This window comes from Algoriphagus aestuariicola, from assembly GCF_017254835.1.
Classification (GTDB): Bacteria; Bacteroidota; Bacteroidia; order Cytophagales; family Cyclobacteriaceae; genus Algoriphagus; species Algoriphagus aestuariicola.
The window spans coordinates 587685-606682 of record NZ_JAFKCW010000003.1; the positions used below are offsets into that span (position 1 = coordinate 587685).

The 18998-nt window shown below is 47.9% G+C and carries 14 protein-coding genes; 5 read left to right on the forward strand and 9 right to left on the reverse strand.

Translation table 11 applies throughout. The features are described from left to right. Positions 1-6 precede the first annotated feature (6 nt). Entirely contained in the window at positions 7-1602 is a 1596-nt protein-coding gene (locus tag J0A67_RS15230) for a sodium:solute symporter family transporter (protein WP_206570224.1), read from the reverse strand. A 195-nt stretch (positions 1603-1797) separates the two neighbouring features. Between J0A67_RS15230 and J0A67_RS15235 the strand changes: the two genes are divergently transcribed. Continuing rightward, positions 1798-3477 carry a sulfatase family protein gene (locus tag J0A67_RS15235; RefSeq protein ID WP_206570225.1) on the forward strand — a complete coding sequence of 560 codons (1680 nt, stop codon included), beginning with the start codon at positions 1798-1800 and terminating at the stop codon, positions 3475-3477. 93 nt (positions 3478-3570) lie between these two features. Here J0A67_RS15235 and J0A67_RS15240 read toward each other — a convergent pair whose 3' ends face one another. The 4 genes from J0A67_RS15240 to J0A67_RS15255 form a co-directional block, all read right to left on the reverse strand. Next, entirely contained in the window at positions 3571-4371 is an 801-nt protein-coding gene (locus J0A67_RS15240; protein WP_206570226.1) for a universal stress protein, read from the reverse strand. 199 nt (positions 4372-4570) lie between these two features. Beyond that, a complete protein-coding gene (locus J0A67_RS15245; RefSeq protein ID WP_206570227.1) occupies positions 4571-6103 on the reverse strand; it encodes a RagB/SusD family nutrient uptake outer membrane protein in 1533 nt (510 codons plus the stop codon). 27 nt (positions 6104-6130) lie between these two features. Then, the gene (locus J0A67_RS15250; RefSeq protein ID WP_206570228.1) at positions 6131-9223 is read right to left on the reverse strand and encodes a SusC/RagA family TonB-linked outer membrane protein; all 3093 of its coding nucleotides are present in this window, start codon (positions 9221-9223) and stop codon (positions 6131-6133) included. Positions 9224-9719: 496 nt separating this feature from the next. Continuing rightward, positions 9720-10268: a 2'-5' RNA ligase family protein gene (locus J0A67_RS15255; protein ID WP_206570229.1), complete on the reverse strand. Its 549-nt coding sequence runs from the start codon at positions 10266-10268 to the stop codon at positions 9720-9722. A 220-nt stretch (positions 10269-10488) separates the two neighbouring features. Between J0A67_RS15255 and J0A67_RS15260 the strand changes: the two genes are divergently transcribed. Beyond that, positions 10489-11403, forward strand: a complete 915-nt coding sequence (locus J0A67_RS15260; protein ID WP_206570230.1) for a universal stress protein — start codon at positions 10489-10491, stop codon at positions 11401-11403. A 148-nt stretch (positions 11404-11551) separates the two neighbouring features. Here the strand turns inward: J0A67_RS15260 and J0A67_RS15265 are convergent, their stop codons facing one another. Continuing rightward, positions 11552-12922: an exopolysaccharide biosynthesis polyprenyl glycosylphosphotransferase gene (locus J0A67_RS15265; RefSeq protein ID WP_206570231.1), complete on the reverse strand. Its 1371-nt coding sequence runs from the start codon at positions 12920-12922 to the stop codon at positions 11552-11554. Between the two features lie 153 nt (positions 12923-13075). On the opposite strand from J0A67_RS15265, the gene J0A67_RS15270 reads away from it, so the two are divergent. Next, positions 13076-13747: a methyltransferase domain-containing protein gene (locus J0A67_RS15270; protein WP_206570232.1), complete on the forward strand. Its 672-nt coding sequence runs from the start codon at positions 13076-13078 to the stop codon at positions 13745-13747. Here the strand turns inward: J0A67_RS15270 and J0A67_RS15275 are convergent. From J0A67_RS15275 to J0A67_RS15285, 3 genes are all read right to left on the reverse strand, one after another. Continuing rightward, on the reverse strand, positions 13744-15531 hold the full coding sequence (locus tag J0A67_RS15275) for an ABC transporter ATP-binding protein (protein ID WP_206570233.1): 1788 nt from the start codon (positions 15529-15531) through the stop codon (positions 13744-13746). The genes J0A67_RS15270 and J0A67_RS15275 overlap by 4 nt on opposite strands. Positions 15532-15606: 75 nt before the next feature. Further along, the gene (gene solA, locus J0A67_RS15280) at positions 15607-16737 is read right to left on the reverse strand and encodes an N-methyl-L-tryptophan oxidase (RefSeq protein WP_206570234.1); all 1131 of its coding nucleotides are present in this window, start codon (positions 16735-16737) and stop codon (positions 15607-15609) included. Positions 16738-16841: 104 nt separating this feature from the next. Continuing rightward, the gene (locus J0A67_RS15285; RefSeq protein WP_206570235.1) at positions 16842-17435 is read right to left on the reverse strand and encodes a hypothetical protein; all 594 of its coding nucleotides are present in this window, start codon (positions 17433-17435) and stop codon (positions 16842-16844) included. Positions 17436-17803: 368 nt separating this feature from the next. Between J0A67_RS15285 and J0A67_RS15290 the strand changes: the two genes are divergently transcribed. Further along, positions 17804-18238, forward strand: coding sequence for a hypothetical protein (locus J0A67_RS15290; RefSeq protein ID WP_206570236.1), 435 nt, complete (start codon positions 17804-17806; stop codon positions 18236-18238). A 33-nt stretch (positions 18239-18271) separates the two neighbouring features. After that, positions 18272-18934 (forward strand): hypothetical protein, encoded by a 663-nt coding sequence (locus J0A67_RS15295; RefSeq protein WP_206570237.1) that lies wholly within the window; start codon positions 18272-18274, stop codon positions 18932-18934. Positions 18935-18998 lie beyond the last annotated feature (64 nt).

Consider the following 18998-nt stretch of genomic DNA (forward strand, 5'->3'; position numbering starts at 1 on the left):
TTGCGATCAAAAGAAAATGAAATAAACTACACTCATACAAGCCATGAGCAAAACGCTTAGGCCTATCACTATTCGGGAACTCCCCGAAAAGCTCAAGCTGGACACTTGGACATTGAGAGCGGGCTTAGCACCCATGGTACTGGTTGCCCAGTAGATCGCCGTGGATAGCAGAAAGAAATAGACCGTCTGGCTCATCCAGTTGATGCCAAGTCCCTCGGCCGACGAGACAAAGTTTCGGACACCATTGACAGTCAAGTACTTTTCAGTCAAAAAGACTCCAGCAGCGATCCCACTCCCTAAAAGCAAGGTGAGGAAAGAGGCTTGGGATGTGCCTCTCGAAGAGACAATTCCAAAAAGAAAAACCACTACAATGGAAGGGGCGAAGATGGAAAACATCTGGTTGATCAGCTCGAAGATGGCGCCGAGATTGCCCAAAAATGGAGACCAAATCACTGCTAGAACTAGCACAAGTCCCGCAGTGATGCGTCCGATCCGGATCTTTTTCCCGTCAGTCAGACCTGGCTTCAGCCTGTCAAACACATCATAGACTACCAATGTCGAGCAGCTGGTCAGAGCTGCCGCGACACTGCTCATCACCGCTGCCAGCAGTGCGGCTACCATCAGCCCTTTCAAGCCAATGGGCAATAGCTCCATGATCAGCACTGGCAGGACACTCTTGGTATCCTCACCGATCTCACTGCGAAACAAGGCAAAAGCCAAGATCCCCGGCAGAATCATGATAAACGGCGGCAAAATCTTTAGAAATCCAGCGAAAACCGCTCCCAGGCGGGCTTGGTTTTCATCTTTGGCCCCGAGGATACGCTGCACGATCGTCTGGTCGGTACACCAATACCAAATACCCAAAATCAGATGGCTAAACAACATATCCCGAAAAGAAAATCCCTTGGCCGCCGAATCAAAGTTCACCGCGCTCAGCCGGTCAGGAGTCACGGCAGTCTTCAACTCCGCAAAAGAATGAATCCCAACTTCCGGCAGGGCGAAGAGTGCCAGCAGGGTGATCAGCAGTGAGCCGAGGATCAAGATGACGGTCTGTATGGACTCGGTCAGCACCACGGAAGAAAGCCCTCCGATGATGGTATATAGGCCGGTAGCTACCGCGATCAAGCATACAGAAAACCAAATATTCCAGCCAAAGATGGCCTCAAAGACCACTGCACCGGCATAGAAGCTAATGCCGATGTGCATAAACAAGGCCGCCAGTATGCTAAACAACGCCAGGATCATCCGAGACCGGGAGTCATATCTTTTTTCCAAAAATTCCGGAAGGGTGACCACCTTGCTCTTAAGGAAAAAGGGCACAAAGACAAAAGCCAGGATCAGCAGCTCAACCGTGGAAAACCACTCGAAATTCCCCCATAGGATTCCATCCTTGAATCCGGACTCCGCCAGCCCCACCAGGTGAACTGTAGAGATGTTGGAAGCAAAGAGCGAGGCACCGATGACCTTCCAGTCCAAGGATTTCCCCGCTAGGAAGTAACCCTCACTTGTCACTCGCTTCTTTTGCGCATACGCAATCCCTATCCAGACTATGCCGATGAGATAAGCAAAAATGGCGACTGCGTCGAGCAAATGGAGCTTCATAGGGTCTTTAAAACTAGCCAAAAATGACTTTGCAGGAGCCAAATTAAAATTATTAGGGCAAAGGCACTAAATTAGTAGCAAATTATTTTCATTTGTTCCTTCAATCGGCAAGATCTCTGGCCGTTTGACGGAAAACCTTGGCTTGAAAAGCGGCAAAAGGCTAATTTCAACCACGAATACCCTAACCAATAAACCATGCGCAAGACTCTTGTCTTTATTTTGATCTGTCTCTGCTCTGCCCAATCGGGATTCTCGCAGGCGGGCAAACAGACCTCCGGGAGGCCAAACATCATCTTCATCATGTCCGATGACCATGCCTACCAGGCCATATCTGCCTATGACGACCGCCTCATCGCGACGCCCAACATCGATCGTATCGCCGATATGGGGATTCTTTTTACCCAAGCCAGCGTAACCAACTCCATCTGCGCCCCTTCCCGGGCGACCATCTTGACGGGAAAGCACTCCCATCTTAATGGCAAGGTGGACAACCATTTTGCCTTTGACACGACCAATGTGACCTTCCCGCAACTCCTGCAGGATGCGGGCTACCAGACGGCGATGTTTGGCAAGCTGCACTTTGGCAACAATCCCAAAGGGTTTGACGAATTCAAGATCTTGCCAGGACAGGGCTCCTACTACAACCCGGAATTTATTACCAAAAAGGAAGGCAATATCAAAGTCGAGGGCTATGTCACGGACATCGTGACAGATATGACCCTAGACTGGCTGGAGAAAGACCGGGAAGAGGAAAAGCCCTTTATGCTCATGTACCTGCACAAGTCTCCGCATCGTCCCTGGCTGATGGCCGAGCGCCACATGGAAGAATATACCAACAAAAGCTTTCCCGAGCCCAAAACGCTTTTCGACGACTATGCCGAACGTCCCGCCGCTGCGGAAGCAGAGATGAATATACTGGAGCACATGAGCTGGGCCGGGGACAACAAGCTTTTCCCCGAAACCATGGATGAGCTGGGTCTTAGCGAGATCGGCCCGGACAAAGGAAGATTCAAGGGCGAACTGGCACGCTTCACCCCCTCGCAGCGGGAGACTTTCCTGAAGTACTATAGCAAGGTCAACGAGGATTTCAAGAAAAAATACCCTACCATGTCCCAAGAGGACATCATGAAGTGGAAATACCAACGCTACATGCAGGACTACCTCGGCACCATCAAGGCGGTCGATGAAAATGTGGGCCGATTGCTGGACTATCTAGAGGCCAATGAGCTGATGGAGAATACCATCATTGTATACACCTCAGATCAGGGCTTCTATCTAGGCGAGCACGGATGGTATGACAAGCGTTTCGTTTACGACGAATCTTTCAAAACTCCCCTGCTAGTGGCTTGGCCTGGACGGACCAAAGCTGGAAGCACCTCGGATGCGCTGGTACAAAACCTGGATTTTGCTCAGACCTTCTTGGACGCTGCAGGAGTAAAAGCACCAAAAGACATGCAGGGAGAAAGCATGGTGCCCTTGCTAACCGGAAATGAAAAGAAATGGACTCGTGACGAAGTGTATTACCACTACTACGAATATCCCGCCGAACACATGGTACAGCGCCATTATGCCATCATTACCCAAGAGTATAAGCTCGTCCATTTTTATTTTCCCGAGGACAGATGGGAACTTATAGACCGCAAGAAAGACCCGCTCGAGCTGCACAATTACTATGATGATCCGGCCCATGCCCAGATCCGAAAAGACCTGCACGCCCAACTGGACAAGATGCGTAAAAAATACAAGGACAGCTCGGAGATCAGTCAGAGCTACATCGACCGACTGATCGACGATGCTGAGAAAGGAAAAGTCTATGGCGCATCGAAGGAAAAAGTAGATGCCGTCATCCGACGTAGCCGTGAAAACAAGGACTAGCGAAGTAGCAGTTTTTGACAACAGAAAGCGCGGTCAGGTTTAGCTCACCTGACCGCACCTGATAATTGCAATCCAGACTAGCACCAGCTCTTGTCACGCATGCATGACCAAGAGGGGATAATGGGTAACAGAAGCCATCTCGTGGGTGAAGTGGCGTTGGAATAACCCTCCAGAATCTCGGGCGATCATCGCAACCAAGCCCGTGTCGTCATTCTTGTCAAGGTAAAAATTGATTCCGTCCATCACATTGTTATCAAAAACGGTGATGCGCTCGGTTTCGATGTTTTCCCGGAATCTTGACACCAAGGCGCTGCGCTCCATTTCTTGGGTGAATCCCAAGCTGGTGTTTTTGGGCCGGACATTGAGTATTCTTAGCCTGGGTTCGATCATCAGGGAGGTGATGTCTGCCAGTACATCGAAGGTTTTTTCCTGCCCAACTTCCATCAAATCGGTTGCCAGCACCACACGGTTTTTGCCGGCTCGATTGAAGGCTTCAAAACGTGCTGTTTCCGGAACGACGAGAACCGGGGACTTGATATGGGCTAGCACCTTCACGGTATTACTTCCGATGAAAATCCTTTTCAGGCCCGTAGCCCCTTTTGTCCCCATCACGACCAAATCGGCGTTTTGGCTCTTTATTTGGGATTCCAAAGAAGGAATCAAAGCGTCCCATAACGCGAGGGAAGAACATTGAAGTTCTTCTCCAAAGGTGTGTTTGAGGCGACTCTCCAACAGTCCCAGTCGCATTTTGGCGTCCGCTTCGCTGTCGTCTTCAGAAAGGACATGGAGGATTCGAAGCTGGCCTTGCGTCCTTTTGCACAGCTCCGCTGCAAACAGCAAAGCATTATCAACTTCGTCAGAAAAGTCCACGGGGACAATAATAGTTTTTAGCATAAAAATATTTTGGATAGGTCTAGCCTTAAGATATGCATTTTGACTAAAGATTCGAACGCTTGAGAATAAGGCCAGCCAGAATCTTTTTTTCAAAATGAGGAAAGGATATCGAGCCCTAAACAACAAAGGTGCGCCTATGATGATCAAAAAAAAGTCCGACCCTTGCGAGTCGGACTTTATCATTTAAATCAATTTGGAATTAATATCCAGGATTTTGCTCGATAGGAGCGGAGGTGTTGTTCTGAATTTCGTCCAAAGGAATAGGCCATATAAAGCGATGGTCGGTATAGAGAAGGTCATGGCTGGTAACAACCGCACGGCTCGTTGTATAGAAATCCAAGTTGTTGACAGTACGTGTTTGGGCCTTCAATGGGATACCATTCATTACTCCTGCACCCGAAAGTCTGTGGATATCAGCCCATCTGCGACCTTCCGCCAAGAATTCGATTCTGCGCTCGTTGTAGATTGCAGTCAAAACACCAGCCTGACCGCCCAAACCAGCAGCAGTGAAGGAAGGAACAGTATCAGGAAGCGCACGGTCTCTTACTGAGTTCAAAAGGGTCACAGCAGCATCCAGGTTACCCAATTGTGCATTAGCTTCAGCAGCATTCAATACTACTTCAGAGAATCTCAAGATCACGTTTGGATCAGTACGGGTCACCGGATCTATGTATTTAGCACTGTATATACCGGCTGCATTTCTGCTAGTCAAATCCACTCGTCGGGTATCTTCCGCATGCCAAAATTCCGACTTCCAGATGAGAGGAGAGATCTTTACCAGGCCACGGCCACCATTGGCAGGGTTGCCATACATAGAAGGCAGCGCACCGTTTACGGTACCGTTAGAGGCTTCCGAGTTAAGGAAAGAGAAGATGTTGTCAGAGCTGGTTCCGCCTCTGAAAGGAGTGGCGGGGTTAGGAGTCACTGCGTACAGAGACTTGATTTTCTCATACTCTGCCAGTACGCCAGCCCAATCTTCTTTGTGAAGAAGGACACGGGTCTTGAGGGCGACTACCGCACCGTAGCTCACTCTGGATACGGTGCCTTTACCTGAACCCAAGGCAGTAGCGGCAGCATCCAAGTCAGCCAGAAGTTGAGTGTAGCCTTCAGCGACCGTACCTCGACGAACTGCCTCTCCGTCTGGAACTTTAGGCACATCGTTGATGGCGAATGTTCTGTAAGGAACACCAGCAGTAGCAGGATCGTCAGAGTAAGGTCTGGCGAAGTGAATCAGGAGCTCATGGTGAGCCAAAGCTCTCATGAACAGCATTTCACCTTTGTAGGCATTGCCTTCTTCTGCCGTCAGCACACCGCCTACTACAGCAGGATCGATGTTTTCAAGAACGATATTCGCCCGGTTGATCAATCGATACAGGGAGATCCACATTCCGTTGTTGTTTGCAGACTGTGGAGTATAGGAGTTGTTGTAGGTGATTTCGTAGAAGGCCTGGTCATTGTACATGTCCTCGCCTCTCATGTCACCCTGCTCCACGTTGGCAGCCCCGAAAGGATAGCCACGACCGTTGGTCACGGAACCGTTGTAGTACCCGCGCTGGGCAGCTTCATACACACCCAGTACCGCAGACTCGATTCGAGCGGCAGTAGCAAATGCTTCCTGATCTGGGATCAAGTTGGCAGGGGTCAGTTCAGTTACCTCGCAGGCACTGACCACTCCCATCATAGCCGCACCGGCTAGGATAAGCTTGAAGTTTTTTATCGAAAATTTTGTCATTGTAATGCTTCGTTTAGGAGTTTGAAATTAGAATCCTACGTTCAGACCCAAAGTGTAAGTGCGGATCACAGGAGCTACGTTCCAGTCCACGCCAAACTGCTGCTGGCCAGAGTACTGGTTAGCCTCAGGGTCCAATCCGCTGTATCCGGTGAACGTGAACGGATTCTGAACCTGGGCAAAGAATCTGGCATTGGTGATCGCGCCGTTAAACGCTGAGGTCAAAGCCGCAGCTGGTATAGTGTAACCCACCACGATATTTTGGATTCTTACGAAATCTCCCTTCTCAATGAATCTGCTGTTGGCAGCAGAGTTCTGCCAAGTATTCTGATCCTGTCCAGAGTAAAGCTTAGGAACGTCAGTTACCTGGCCGCTTTCAGTCCATCTGTTGAGGATAGAAGCATGGTTGTTGGAGAAACCAAGCCCCATTAAACCTCTCAAAGATTCGTTCATGATGTAGTTGCCACCAGAGAATCTGGTAAAGATTTCAGCATCCCAGTTGCCGAATTTGAAGCTGTTGCTCCATCCACCCTGCCACTTGGGAAGGGTGTTCCCCAACAGTTCCGGAGTTGGGCCTGATGCAGTTGTTGAGACATCAGCAGGGTTGGAAGGATCGTAGTTCTTAAACAACAAGCCACCCTGATTTGAAGGTCTTAAGTCATACTGAACTATTTGTTCGCCTCTATAATACATCGGGTTACCGTTGGCTGAGTTCACCCCGGCCCACTTGAAGCCGTACAGTTGGGCGATCGGGCCCCCTACTACGGTCCTGTTGTAGGTAGACGTCAAGGTCTGAACCAATTCAGTTACCTCATTTTGGATAAAGGTAATGTTGAAATCGGTATTCCAAGAGAATTTACCTCTATTGATCACATTGGCAAAAGCTCTCAACTCAAAACCTTTGTTGACCATCGCACCCACGTTTTGGTTGATCTCGTTATTTGGGATACCCAAAGAAGGAGCAGTAGGGGCAGCCAAGATCAAACCATCTACGTCGTTGGAGAAGTAGTCGGCAGATACAGTTACACGACCAATAGTCATGTCAAAACCAAAGTTCATTTTCTTGGAGGTCTCCCACTGGAGGTTACCGTTTGCCACTTTGGAATAGCCGATACCTGCACCGGCACCACCCAATACTGGAGAATAACCTCCGAATGCCGCAAAGGTATCAATCCCAGTATTTCCAACTTCCGCATAGGAAGCTCTCACTTTCAGGTCAGAGATCAGCTCAGAGTTGAAGAAGGCTTCGTCAGACAGTCTCCATCCCACGGATCCTCCGAAGAAGGTACCGCGCTGATTTTCAGAAACAAGATCAGAGATCCCATCATTTCTTACGGTGAACGAAGCTAGATATCTGCCTTGATAGCTGTAGTTCAATCTACCGAAATAAGAATCGAATCCTTGATCAGCATAGCCGCCGCCAGAGAACTGGTTGTTGTAAGAACCAGAGATCAGGTTTTGAAATCTGTAGAAATTGTCAGAAAAATCAGTGCCCTCGGCACTATAGTTATAATAGTTAGTTAACTGATACTCCATACCTGCAGTCACGTTCAAGTTGTGGTCATCAGCGATCACGGTCTGGTAGTTCAGCGTATTCTGCCAGTTCCAGCGAGTTGCCGGTCTAAACGACTGGTAGACGTAGCCGTTTGTGCCACGGCCGTCACCGTGTCTTGGGTCCAAAGACTGGAAGTCATCTGCCAAGGTCAAGTCGATGCCGATTTGGGTTCTAGCAGTCAAGCCAGTGATGATATCCACTTCTCCATAGGCAGCACCCAAAATCCTATGCGCACGGCTTCTGTAGATGTTGTTGTCCAGTACAAAGGCAATATTTGGAATATTGTTGTCGGGACCTGCTAGGTTGTTGCCCCAACCAGTAGTAGAGCCATCAGGCTGCACATTGTATCCGTCAAATGCGGTGTTTTCCGGATCGTATATCAATACGTTTGGAAGCGCACGTGTGGCGTTGTAGATGGCGCCGGAGAGAGAGTTTGCACCGTTATTCAAACCATTGATCTCTGTCATAGAGTAGGAAAGGGAAGTGCCGATTCTTACCGCTTTGGAGATGCTGTGATCCACGTTAGTTCTAAAGGAATAGCGCTTCAGGTCGTTGGCTACAATAGCTGCCTCCTGATCGGTGAAGCCCAGAGAGAAGAAATATTTGGTAGCCTCAGATCCACCAGCAATGGATAGGTTGTGCTGTTGGGTAAAACCGTTTCTGAAAACGGCATCCTGCCAGTTAGTGTTTTCGCCTGGTCTTGCGTTACCGGTAGCATTCGGGTTGGTGTTGGTCACTTTCTCATTTGCGATAGTAACAAACTCGTCTCCAGTCAACAAATCAAATCGGTCTACCTCCTGATTAAGACCCATCGCCATGCTGTAGCTCACTTTTGCCTTACCAGTAGAACCTCTTTTGGTAGTAATCAAGATTACACCGTTGGCGGCTCTTGAACCGTAGATTGCAGTCGCGGAACCATCCTTCAGCACTTCGTAAGACTGGATGTCAGCCGGGTTGATGTTGGCAAGAGGGTTGGAAGCGTTGACGGCAGATCTGTCGTCATCCACTACAGGAACTCCGTCAATGATGATCAATGGGCTCGCACTGGAGCTGATGGAGTTTACCCCACGGATACGGATGATTGGTCTGGTACCCAAGACCCCACTTGGAGTGGTCACCTGTACACCAGGAGCTCGGCCTGCCAATTGGGATTCAAAAGAAGGGGTGACCAAGTTTTCGATGTCCGCGGAATTGATAGAAGTCACCGAGCCGGTGATCTCTCTTCTCTCCTGCGTACCGTAACCTGTAACAACCACTTCGTTCAAGGTCTTAACGTCAGTGTCCAACAATACGTCGATTACGCTGCTGGATCCGATAGGCATTTCTTTGGTCAAATAACCGACAAAGCTGAACACGAGCGTGGTCGCATTGTCCGGAACGGAGATCGAGTATGATCCGTCCAGGTCGGTGATTGTACCCTGGGTGGTGCCTTTGACCACCACACTGGCTCCAGGTACTCCTTCTGGCTCTTCAGCCGAAGTAACCCTACCAGTGATCGTTTTGGACTGCGCGAGTACTGACACGATGGTCAGGAAACTCAATGCAAAGCCTAATAAAACTTTCTTCATAGGTGTTTGATTTAGTTTTTTTAACATTCAGGACGCTAATATGAGATGTTCCGATGCTAGTAAACAAATCCTTAAAAATGGCCTCTTTTCTGCGAAAGGAGTATTTTATTCTGCCTATATGTGTTTTTAACAAATTTTAATAATTTAAAAAACTCGTAGATAGTCGCTAAGCCGATAAACTATGGCTTTGATTGAAAAGAGTAGAATAAAATTTTTTTATTGAATCCGTTGTATTATTTAAATTCTGAGTATCCAAAAAGTCCAATTTTTACTCAGAGTGTCTTTAGATTTAAAATTGAAATAATATTTGGATAATCTACGTCATTTCGAGACAATACAATCTATTATTCTGAATTACAAAAACTCCACCCTCGAGATTCCGAAATGTTTATAACAGGAACTGCAAATTCCCCAAATTTCCTAAATCTTGATTTTTTTTGAAAAATCTTCATTTTTTGACTTGGATTGGGTACCAAAAATAGGATATCCCTAAAAATCAGCGTTTAAACGGAATGTTCCGATGCAAATTCCAAGCTCCTCCAATCCGCTTGAGCAAGGTTAAATCCCCGGTAGAATATTCCGCTACGAAAGCCTGCTCCCTTACTCTTGACAACACTTCCGCAAAATGCACCGCTTTTAGATCTTTGAAGGCTACTGTCATGTGGGGGTGAAAGTTTCGGTCGCTTAGCTCATCCACCAAGTGAAGCCGCTTTTTGCAAAACTCTTTCACTTGTCGCTGCAATCGCAAGAGTGGCTCAGACTTCTCAATGGACAAAAAGACCACCCTGTTTCCAAAGGCCCCAACCCCCGAGATCTTTACAACAAAGGGCTCCTGTTCCCTCAATTGCTCACTCAATCTTTCTACCAACACATCCTCTTTGGCCTCATTGTAGTCAAAAGGCATCTTGACCGTGATATGGGGTGGGGACTTGAGTGCATATTTGATCCCAAATTCCTCCCGGATGCTCAATTTGATTTGATGGGCTTTCTCGAGAATCTCGGGTGGCGGTACCAAGGCCAAAAAGTATTTTTGGATGACTTTCATGGATAGGCAATTATTTTCATTCAATGCAGAGTCAGGGTGTGCCAACTTCAACTTGGGAGAATCCCGCTTGGCGGACCTACATCCGGCAATGCCGTCTGTGCGATGTCCTGATTCATCTCTACAAAAGTACCCTGAAAACATTCTCTTTGCTCCATTCTAAAAAATCTGTTCGCATTACTCGATCTATCTTTTAACTTAAGGCTGAATTAACCTAAAAACTATGAAATTCTTTTCAAAGGCTATGGTTGGCCTGGATCTTACCGAAATGGATGACAACCTCATCAAAAAAACGGCTGTTTTTATCAAGTTTCTAGGAATCGAAAAATGCTATTTTCTCCATGTCGCCAAAAACCTGGAAATCCCAAAGGAAGTTCTCGACCAGTACCCAGACTTGATCGCCCCAACGGACGAATCCGTAGAGAAGATCATCAAAGACAAGCTGAAGGAATACAATTTCCCGGAGGACATCGAGACGGAAGTGTTTGTGGAAGAGGGCAACCATCCCTTGGACACGTTCCTACGTTGGGCAAAGCTCAAAGACGTAGACCTGGTGATCATGGGGAGGAAGGACTCCCTCCCCGGCAATGGAGTGCTCGCGGACGGAGTAGCCAAAAAAGCCCCTTGCTCCGTGCTATTGATCCAGGAAAAACGCCCCGTCAAGTTTCCGAAGAAAATCCTCATTCCTACCGACTTTTCGGCACACAACCACATGATCTATGATTTTGCCGAACGAATTGCGGAAAAACTGGATGCTGAACTGATACCGATGCATATCTATGAAGTCCCGCATGGCTATTCAAAAACCGGAAAATCCTTTGAGGAATTTTCGGAAATCATGAAGGAAAATGCTCAAGCCGACTTCAAAAAATTCGTCAGCAAACACAACCATACTGATCTGGAGTGTAGCCTCGTACTAAATGAAGGCAAAAACCCAGCTCAACTCATCTTGGATTTTGCGCAGGAGATCGACGCCGATATGATCCTATTGGGATCCAGGGGTCGAACCCGATCAGCGGCAATCCTACTGGGAAGCACCGCCGAGAAGCTCATCCATGTGAACAAGTACCTTCCCATGCTGATCTTCAAGAAAAAAGGCGAAACCATGGGATTTTTCGATGCGCTTTTCCGCATCTGAGGCATTCCGCCGGACTTAACAAGCTCTTGTTCTAGACCCTCCATTATCCTTTGGAGGGCTTTTTCATGTCAAATCAGTGATGTTGTTTTCCGGCTTGGACTGTTATGTGTTCGGAGGCGCAAACTTTCCTGTAGTCAGAATTTCCCGATCAATAAGCTTTCTCTCGATTATACAGGAGTTCATACACGGTCTTGACCATGATATCCAAGTCAAGGAGAAACGACCAGTTGTTGATATAAAAATAGTCGAGCCTCACCCGTGATCGGATTTGGAAAGAACTCTCTATCTCCCCCCTATAGCCCTTTACTTGAGCCAAGCCAGTGATCCCAGGACGGATTTTGTGCCTGGAATTGTAGCGATCCATCTGGTTTCTAAAGGTCTGATTCATTGGTACCGTATGGGGTCTGGGGCCTACGATAGACATATCACCAGCAAGGACGTTGAGAAATTGGGGCATCTCATCCAAGGAAGTATTCCGCAAAAAAGCACCTATACGCGTCACCCTAGGATCGTTTTTGCTTGCCTGCAGCGTATCGGAGTAGTCGTTGGGCGTCATTGACCTGAACTTAAGGCAATCAAACACCCGATTGTTAACCCCATTTCTCTTTTGGACAAAAAATACCGGCCCACGCGATTCGATTTTGATCAGTAAGCCTACCAATGGAATCAGCCAAGACAAAATAAAGACCGTCACCAATCCAGCAAAAATGACATCAAAGGCCCGCTTCACAAAACTGTTCAGGGCGTTGTCCAGCGGGATTTCGTTCACATTGATCACGTACAACTCACCATACTTGGAAAAGGAAAGCTTCTTTTCGAGCTGGAGGCTACTTCCTGGAATTAGCTTCACCTTTATGTAATTTTCGTCGGCAAAGTCGATAATCCGCTTCACCAAAGTCGGCTCAAGCTGGTCATGCAGATAGACGATGTCCAGCGACAACTTCGGAGCTTCTTCAAAAAAATCGCCAATTCCTCCGCGGGTTTCGCTGCAGTCCGATCGGTCATCAAAATATCCGAGGAAATTGATTCCAAAGTCTTTTCGCAAACGAAAAACGTCAGCCAGTTTGGGGCTTGTTCCACCCTTGCCAACGATGATGGCATTTTGGTAGTTTTTCCCCTTGGTACGGTATTTCCTCAGCAGCAGATGGACCACCACCCGGTAGATTCCCATCGAAAATCCCATAAACAAGCCTAGTCCGACCAATTGCCCCCAGTCCAAAGACTTCCCAAGCAAGGGAGTCCATAGAACAGCCGCCGCTGCCAAAAAAGCAAGAAGGGTGATGGAAAGACGCTTCAAGGTGAAATCATACTCATCGGTCCGCCCTATCATATGGTCTTTTCTCAGCGTAGAAAGCATCAACCACAGCGCGGAAAGTACCAGCAAATCCGGAAGTCCAAGCTCGGGAAATAAGCCCGTTGGCTCAAAGAGTAGGCTGAATATCAAAAGCGAAAGCAGAGAAGCCGTAAAATCACCAGCCGCAAACAACCAGGGGAAAAAGGTGTCGAATCTTCTCTTCATAAAAATTTTTCTGCCCGAATTTTGTCTTTAATTGCAAAAACCGGACAATTTTGGCATTGAGCAGAAAGTTTTGCGGCTTAAAATTAAGAAAGAAATCCTGTAGGCTGTTTACTTTTGAATTTATTTGTATCCCCAATTGCCTCAAGGCTTCTAATGAGTATTATAAACGATCTTTTTGCACCATCAGACAATCCCAAATCAATAGGTGCCAAATTCAGAGCAAGACGATTAAAAAAGTTCGAAAAGCTGTTTTTCAGAAATTTCAATCCGGAAAAGCCGATCCAAATCCTGGATGTGGGTGGCACGGACTATTTTTGGAAGTCTAGCCAAGTCCCCAATATTCCCGGTGTGACCATCACCCTGCTCAACCTCCACCTCGAAAAAACTAGCCATCCCCACATCCGCTCGCAAGTTGGAGATGCCACGGCTATGCCGGAATTCGAAGACAAAAAGTTTGACCTGGTGTTTTCAAACTCGGTGATCGAGCACGTGTACACGTTTGAAAACCAGCGGAAGATGGCGGAAGAGATCCGGCGTGTGGGCAAGCGGCATTTTATCCAAACGCCCAACAAATACTTTCCCGTCGAAGCCCATTACGCCATTCCTTTTGCACAGTATCTGCCTAAGGGCCTTCTTCTTTTCTTTCTGACCCAGACCAGAATAAGCCGAATGACCAAATGGCAAAAAGCAGATGCACAGCAATACCTGGATGAAATCCGCCTCCTCAACGAGAAGGAAATGAAGTGTCTTTTTCCCGGTTCAAAAATTCTGAGGGAAAAAACACTGGGGATGACGAAGTCGCTGACCGCCCACAACCTCCGTTAGTCTGCAAATTGCAGGCGCACCAGATTGGCGTAGAATCCCCCTTGGTTTTCCAGCAGTTCCCTGTGGCTGCCTTGCTCCACGATTTTTCCTTCACTGAGTGCGTAGATGCGATCCACCTTGCGGATCGTCGCCAGTCTGTGGGCAATGATCAGTGTGGTACGTCCTTTCATGAGCTCATCCAGAGCCTGCTGCACTAAGGACTCGGACTCTGCATCCAAAGAGGAAGTAGCCTCATCCAAAATCAGGATCGCAGGATCCTTGAGAATGGCTCTAGCTATGGCGACGCGCTGTCGCTGACCCCCTGAGAGCTTCACGCCTCGCTCGCCGACTAGGGTGTCCAGGCCTTCGGGAAACTGTGAGATAAACTGCCAAGCGTTTGCTTTCTGGGCCGCCAAAATGATCTCTTCTTCAGTCGCTTCAGGTTTTGCATAGGAGATGTTTTCGCGGATCGATCCGCCAAAAAGCAACACTTCCTGCGGGACAATGCCGATCTTGCTTCGCAAAGCCTTAAGATCCCATTCCCTGACATCACGTCCGTCTATCCGAATGTTTCCTTTTTGGCTTTCGTAAAAGCGCAGCAAAAGCTGTATTACCGTTGACTTGCCGGCCCCAGAATGCCCCGCAAGTGCGACTTTCTCTCCTGGCTGAATTTGGAAAGAAACCTGTTTCAAAACCTCCACCTCCGGGCGCGTCGGGTACGAAAATCCAACCTGATCGAACTCGATTTTTCCGAAAAACCTATCCGCCACTGCACCAGTCTCGGCTTCCGCCTCTTCGTCCAAGATTTCGAGCACACGCTCCGAACTACCGATTGCCTTTTGTACTTGGCTATAGATGTCTCCGAGACCCGCGATTGATCCACCGATAAATGTGGTATAAAGCACAAAAGACACCAATTCGCCAACGCTCATGCTGCCCTCAGCAACCAGACTGGCCCCATACCACATCACGGCCACGATCCCGCCAAACAACGCGAAAATGATAAATGAAATAAAAGCCCCGCGATATTTAGCGGTAGTCAGCGCTACAGCGACCACGCCATGAAGGCCTTTGCCGTATCTCGCTGACTCGTATGCCTCTCCCACAAAGGACTTTACGGTACTGATAGACTGGAGCGTCTCCTCTACAATGACATTTGCCGCAGCGAGTTCATCTTGGGTTTTCTTGGAAAGATTCCTGATAAATCGCCCGAATACCATCGCAATCAATACCAACACCGGAAAAGTAGCCAGCATGAACAGCGTCAACTTTGGGGTATTGAAGAGCAAGAAACCTATCCCAGCCACCAAGGTGACTACCTGCCGGAAGAGTTCGGCTAAGGTCGTAGAAAATGTATCCTGCAGCTGGCTGACGTCTGCAGTGATCCTGCTGATCAGCTCGCCAGTTCTGCGCTTGTCAAAAAACGACATCGGGAGTCGAACAAGCTTGGAATACACGGCCAATCGGATGTCCCGCATAGATCGCTCCGAGACCAAAGCGAAAAGCCAAACCCTGAAAAACGAGAAGATGCTCTGCACCGCCAGAATACCGATTAAAATCCAGGCGATGGAATTGACATCGCTTACGATCCAGCTGCTTCCCTGGGCCGTGTCAATCAGCTTGCCCGCAACAAACGGAAAAGTAAGCAAGGTGAGGGAGGAAAAAAGCAAAAACACCAACCCCAAAACAAATGCCCATTTATAAGGAAGCAAAAACCTGAAAATCCCTCCAAGCTTACTGAGATTTTGCTTGTTTAATTTTCTTCTCTCTTCCGGATCTAGAGCACTTCCTCTTTTCTTGGCCATTTTCGGTTCTTGGTAGACAGTCGGCAAAAGTAGGCGTTTAGACAGAAAAATGACAGGAAAAAAGATAACCGGAATCTATCCCTGCATTGACAGAGTTTTCGCAAGCATTTCGCCCAGCGCAGCTGAATGTTTAAATCCGTGACCAGAACAGGCCGACACCATCAGTGCGCGAGGCATCGCCGGCAAGGGCTTGACGACGAAGCGCGCATCTTGCGTGACGGTGTAAAAACAGACTTCTGATTTGGCAAAACGAGGCCGTACGCCCAAAATCCTCCCGGCGACCTTTTCTTTCCAAAACCGAGCTTGCTCCTCTTCAGTCACCAGCCGATCCAGAAAATCCGGATGCTTGGCGTCTACGAAGGATTCTGTCGCCATCTTCACCGTCTTACCGTTCAGCGAAGGAAACCCATAAATAAAGTCCTCCGCTCTCGCCCCGAAACCCCACATCCAAACAGGATACCTCTCCCAGTCCGTATAGTCTGGATCTATCTCCAGCCAATGCAGAACTTGCCTGCAAATCTTAAATTCGGACTGCTCAGCCTCGGGCAAAAAGTCCTTTATCCAACCACCTGCGCTGAGCAAGACTTTTTCTGCCATCACCTCACCAATGGACGTACGGATCAGGATGGCATCGCCTTTTTGGCGCAACTCCTCCACTTGGCTATTCGTCACAATCTCTGCCCCATTTTTCCTCGCCAGCTCCAGCTGTGCTTGGATGCACAGCTCCGGTCTGAGAAAACCGGCCTGCTCTTCTAGATAAACTTTGCCAGAACTCTCCAGCTGAAATGCCGGAAATATTTTCCTGAGAAAATCAGATCCAAAGACCTGATGGCTGATCTGATGTCGCTTAGCAAAGGCTAGCGTCTGATCCCAAAAAGCCATTGAGCCATGTTTTCCCCATGCGTTCACTCCAGAGTCCATCAAGATCCCCGACGTAATGGTCATGAGCTTCATCCCAGTTTCGGACTCGATCTCCCTCCATAATTCATGTGATCGCTTGGCGAGTGCGATGTAGTCTTCCCCCTCGCCTACAGCCAGACGGGTAATGCGGGATTCACCGTGGCTCGACCCCAAGCTATGGGGAGGAGAGAATCGGTCGATTCCCAAAACTCTGCACCCACTTTTGCTCAGTTGATAAAGTGTCGCGCTTCCCACGGCTCCAAGACCAACTACGGCGACGTCATATTTTGAAAGGGATGCTGTCATGTCCCCAAGATAGCTTGGACATCAAAAAAGCCGAAGAGTTTCTTCGGCTGTATTCTATTTTCCCATTCTGCCCCAGTAAGCAGGGGACAAATTTCCATCGCAACTCAATTTCTACCCATTTGGGCATCGATCAATTCCCGCTTTAGTTTGCGCTCACGATCCAGTGTATTTTTGCGGTGTTGATCAAACTCCTCCTGCACTTCCAGAAAGTCTTTCTCGGCTTTTTTGATCCTTCCAAAGCTCTTGAAGTATTGCATAGCAAAAAAGGCAAGAGCGCCGGATAGGATCGCAACCAAGGTCCACATTAGTGTGGAATAGAGTGTCTTTTGTATCCCTATACCCAGAAAATTGAAATTATCCCTGTCGGCAATCGCTTGGTTTTTTTCTTCCATCTCCGCAGACAGGCGTTCCTTTACAATGCTGACGGAGTCATTGAGACTGGACATTTGGAGGTTCAGATCGGATACTTTCTTGCTCAGCGTCTGTACGGAGTCCAATACATTGGATTTGAGCTGTTCCAAATAGGCCTTTTTGACCACCTCATATTCCTGAAAGCCATTGGAGACCCGATAGATGTAGTCAAACTGACTGGTAATAGTCCCTGATCGAAGGGAATTTTGAGTGGAGGTGGTGTCTTGGGCAAAGCCTATGGAAACAACGGAAAAAAGGAAAAATACAAAAAGGGCATACTCTTTCATCGGCATTGGTTTTTTTGTTTTCGCTAGCTTTCAATAAACGTGCCTTAAATCAAACCGAATATAATTTTTTATCCAAAAAAATCAATCACAGAAGCGATCTTTTTCTAATTGATAATCAACCGATTAATCTTATATTTATTTGCTGTCCAAACAGAATTTTCTCTTGCGGCTGCTGTCATTGCCTCAATCGAGATGGTTCCGACGTTTGTCTTCGCATTTGCCAAAAGAACTCTTAGCAAGGGTCTTAAGGCTGCCAATACAGATTTCGGTCGGTACCGATTAAGCCCGAAAGTGTAGACCGAGGCACTTGAGACAAGCCAGCGCTAGATCCGTTTTAAGCGTGCTGGAGTTAAGTATTCTTTTTTACCATGAAACTCAAGACTTTTAGAATCTGGCTTTTTCTCCTGCCTCTCGTTGCAGTCATCGGAGTAATGCTCTTCGTCCAATCTACCAACAATCAGAAAGAACTGGAGCAACAGCGTATACGGATTATAACTAGCCTAAGTCGGGACGTACAATCTGCCCTCTCGGACTACGTCGCGCGCTCGGAGGCCTATATTCTGCGAAAAGGATTTGCAGAGGAAGACGGTTCGTTGGGAGAAGCTGCTGGTGATGTAAACGAATTTCAGAAGGGATTTGCTCCGGAGCTGATCCAGCTCCGATATCATCAAAAAGAGTCACTGCCGGAAGAAACCCTTTTTCTGGACAAGGGTAAAGTGAAAGTACGATTCAAAAGAATCCAATTCCCTTCTGAAATCAAAGAAAGGTTTTATGAGGCAGTCGAGAGTGCGGATTGGATATAAGGTTCGGCAGCGGACGGCGACACGCCCCTGCTGATGGATCTGGATATCCCGCTTGCCGTACTGCTTCGCAAGGTCGAGACCCAGGATTTTATATTCGGGAAATTCTTTTTGACCAATGCCAAGGGGTATGTGGTATACGCAGATACGGATCTGGGCACGCAGATATTTGATCCGGTAGGGGCAGCTGAGGATACTTCCGAATATTTCAAAACGGGTATTTCCCTCCATTCTATCCAATACAACCAGCTTCACTACCAGGCCTACGCCAGTTCCCTGATGCTGGGCAATTTGAAGCTCTACTTTCTGGGAATCTACGAGGATGCCTATTTTCAAAAAGTGGGCTTACGGGTAGACTATGGATTGCTCAGCATACTCCTATTTATGCTGGTAGCCTTGGTGTGCTCCATTCCCATATTAGCTGTAGTATCCATGTGTAAAGGCGACGTGCTGACCCAATCCAGGGTGATCCAGGTCGGTGTATCCCTGATGGCGCTGGCCGTGGTGGTGGGTTTTACCTTTTCGTATGTTAAAAATGTCCCCGATCCAAAAACCATCCTGAGTGGGGACATCGAGCAGGTCAATTCGGAATTTACCGACAACCTAGCCCAATATTACCAGCTAAAAGAGTGGGATCCCGGCGCCAAGCAGCAAGAATCCCGTTACCACAACACCAACGAGCTCTTGACGGTAGGCTAACCGAAAAAACCAGGATAAGCCTTCTCGCAAACCGACTAAATCAATAAATTGGAAACCTGTACCC

What these genes read in the sequence shown, in the direction of transcription:
- J0A67_RS15230 (WP_206570224.1), bottom strand. Translation starts at nt 1,602, where the DNA reads ATGAAGCTCCATTTGCTCGACGCAGTCGCCATTTTTGCTTATCTCATC.
- J0A67_RS15235 (WP_206570225.1), top strand. Translation starts at nt 1,798, where the DNA reads ATGCGCAAGACTCTTGTCTTTATTTTGATCTGTCTCTGCTCTGCCCAA.
- J0A67_RS15240 (WP_206570226.1), bottom strand. Translation starts at nt 4,371, where the DNA reads ATGCTAAAAACTATTATTGTCCCCGTGGACTTTTCTGACGAAGTTGAT.
- J0A67_RS15245 (WP_206570227.1), bottom strand. Translation starts at nt 6,103, where the DNA reads ATGACAAAATTTTCGATAAAAAACTTCAAGCTTATCCTAGCCGGTGCG.
- J0A67_RS15250 (WP_206570228.1), bottom strand. Translation starts at nt 9,223, where the DNA reads ATGAAGAAAGTTTTATTAGGCTTTGCATTGAGTTTCCTGACCATCGTG.
- J0A67_RS15255 (WP_206570229.1), bottom strand. Translation starts at nt 10,268, where the DNA reads ATGAAAGTCATCCAAAAATACTTTTTGGCCTTGGTACCGCCACCCGAG.
- J0A67_RS15260 (WP_206570230.1), top strand. Translation starts at nt 10,489, where the DNA reads ATGAAATTCTTTTCAAAGGCTATGGTTGGCCTGGATCTTACCGAAATG.
- J0A67_RS15265 (WP_206570231.1), bottom strand. Translation starts at nt 12,922, where the DNA reads ATGAAGAGAAGATTCGACACCTTTTTCCCCTGGTTGTTTGCGGCTGGT.
- J0A67_RS15270 (WP_206570232.1), top strand. Translation starts at nt 13,076, where the DNA reads ATGAGTATTATAAACGATCTTTTTGCACCATCAGACAATCCCAAATCA.
- J0A67_RS15275 (WP_206570233.1), bottom strand. Translation starts at nt 15,531, where the DNA reads ATGGCCAAGAAAAGAGGAAGTGCTCTAGATCCGGAAGAGAGAAGAAAA.
- solA (WP_206570234.1), bottom strand. Translation starts at nt 16,737, where the DNA reads ATGACAGCATCCCTTTCAAAATATGACGTCGCCGTAGTTGGTCTTGGA.
- J0A67_RS15285 (WP_206570235.1), bottom strand. Translation starts at nt 17,435, where the DNA reads ATGAAAGAGTATGCCCTTTTTGTATTTTTCCTTTTTTCCGTTGTTTCC.
- J0A67_RS15290 (WP_206570236.1), top strand. Translation starts at nt 17,804, where the DNA reads ATGAAACTCAAGACTTTTAGAATCTGGCTTTTTCTCCTGCCTCTCGTT.
- J0A67_RS15295 (WP_206570237.1), top strand. Translation starts at nt 18,272, where the DNA reads ATGGATCTGGATATCCCGCTTGCCGTACTGCTTCGCAAGGTCGAGACC.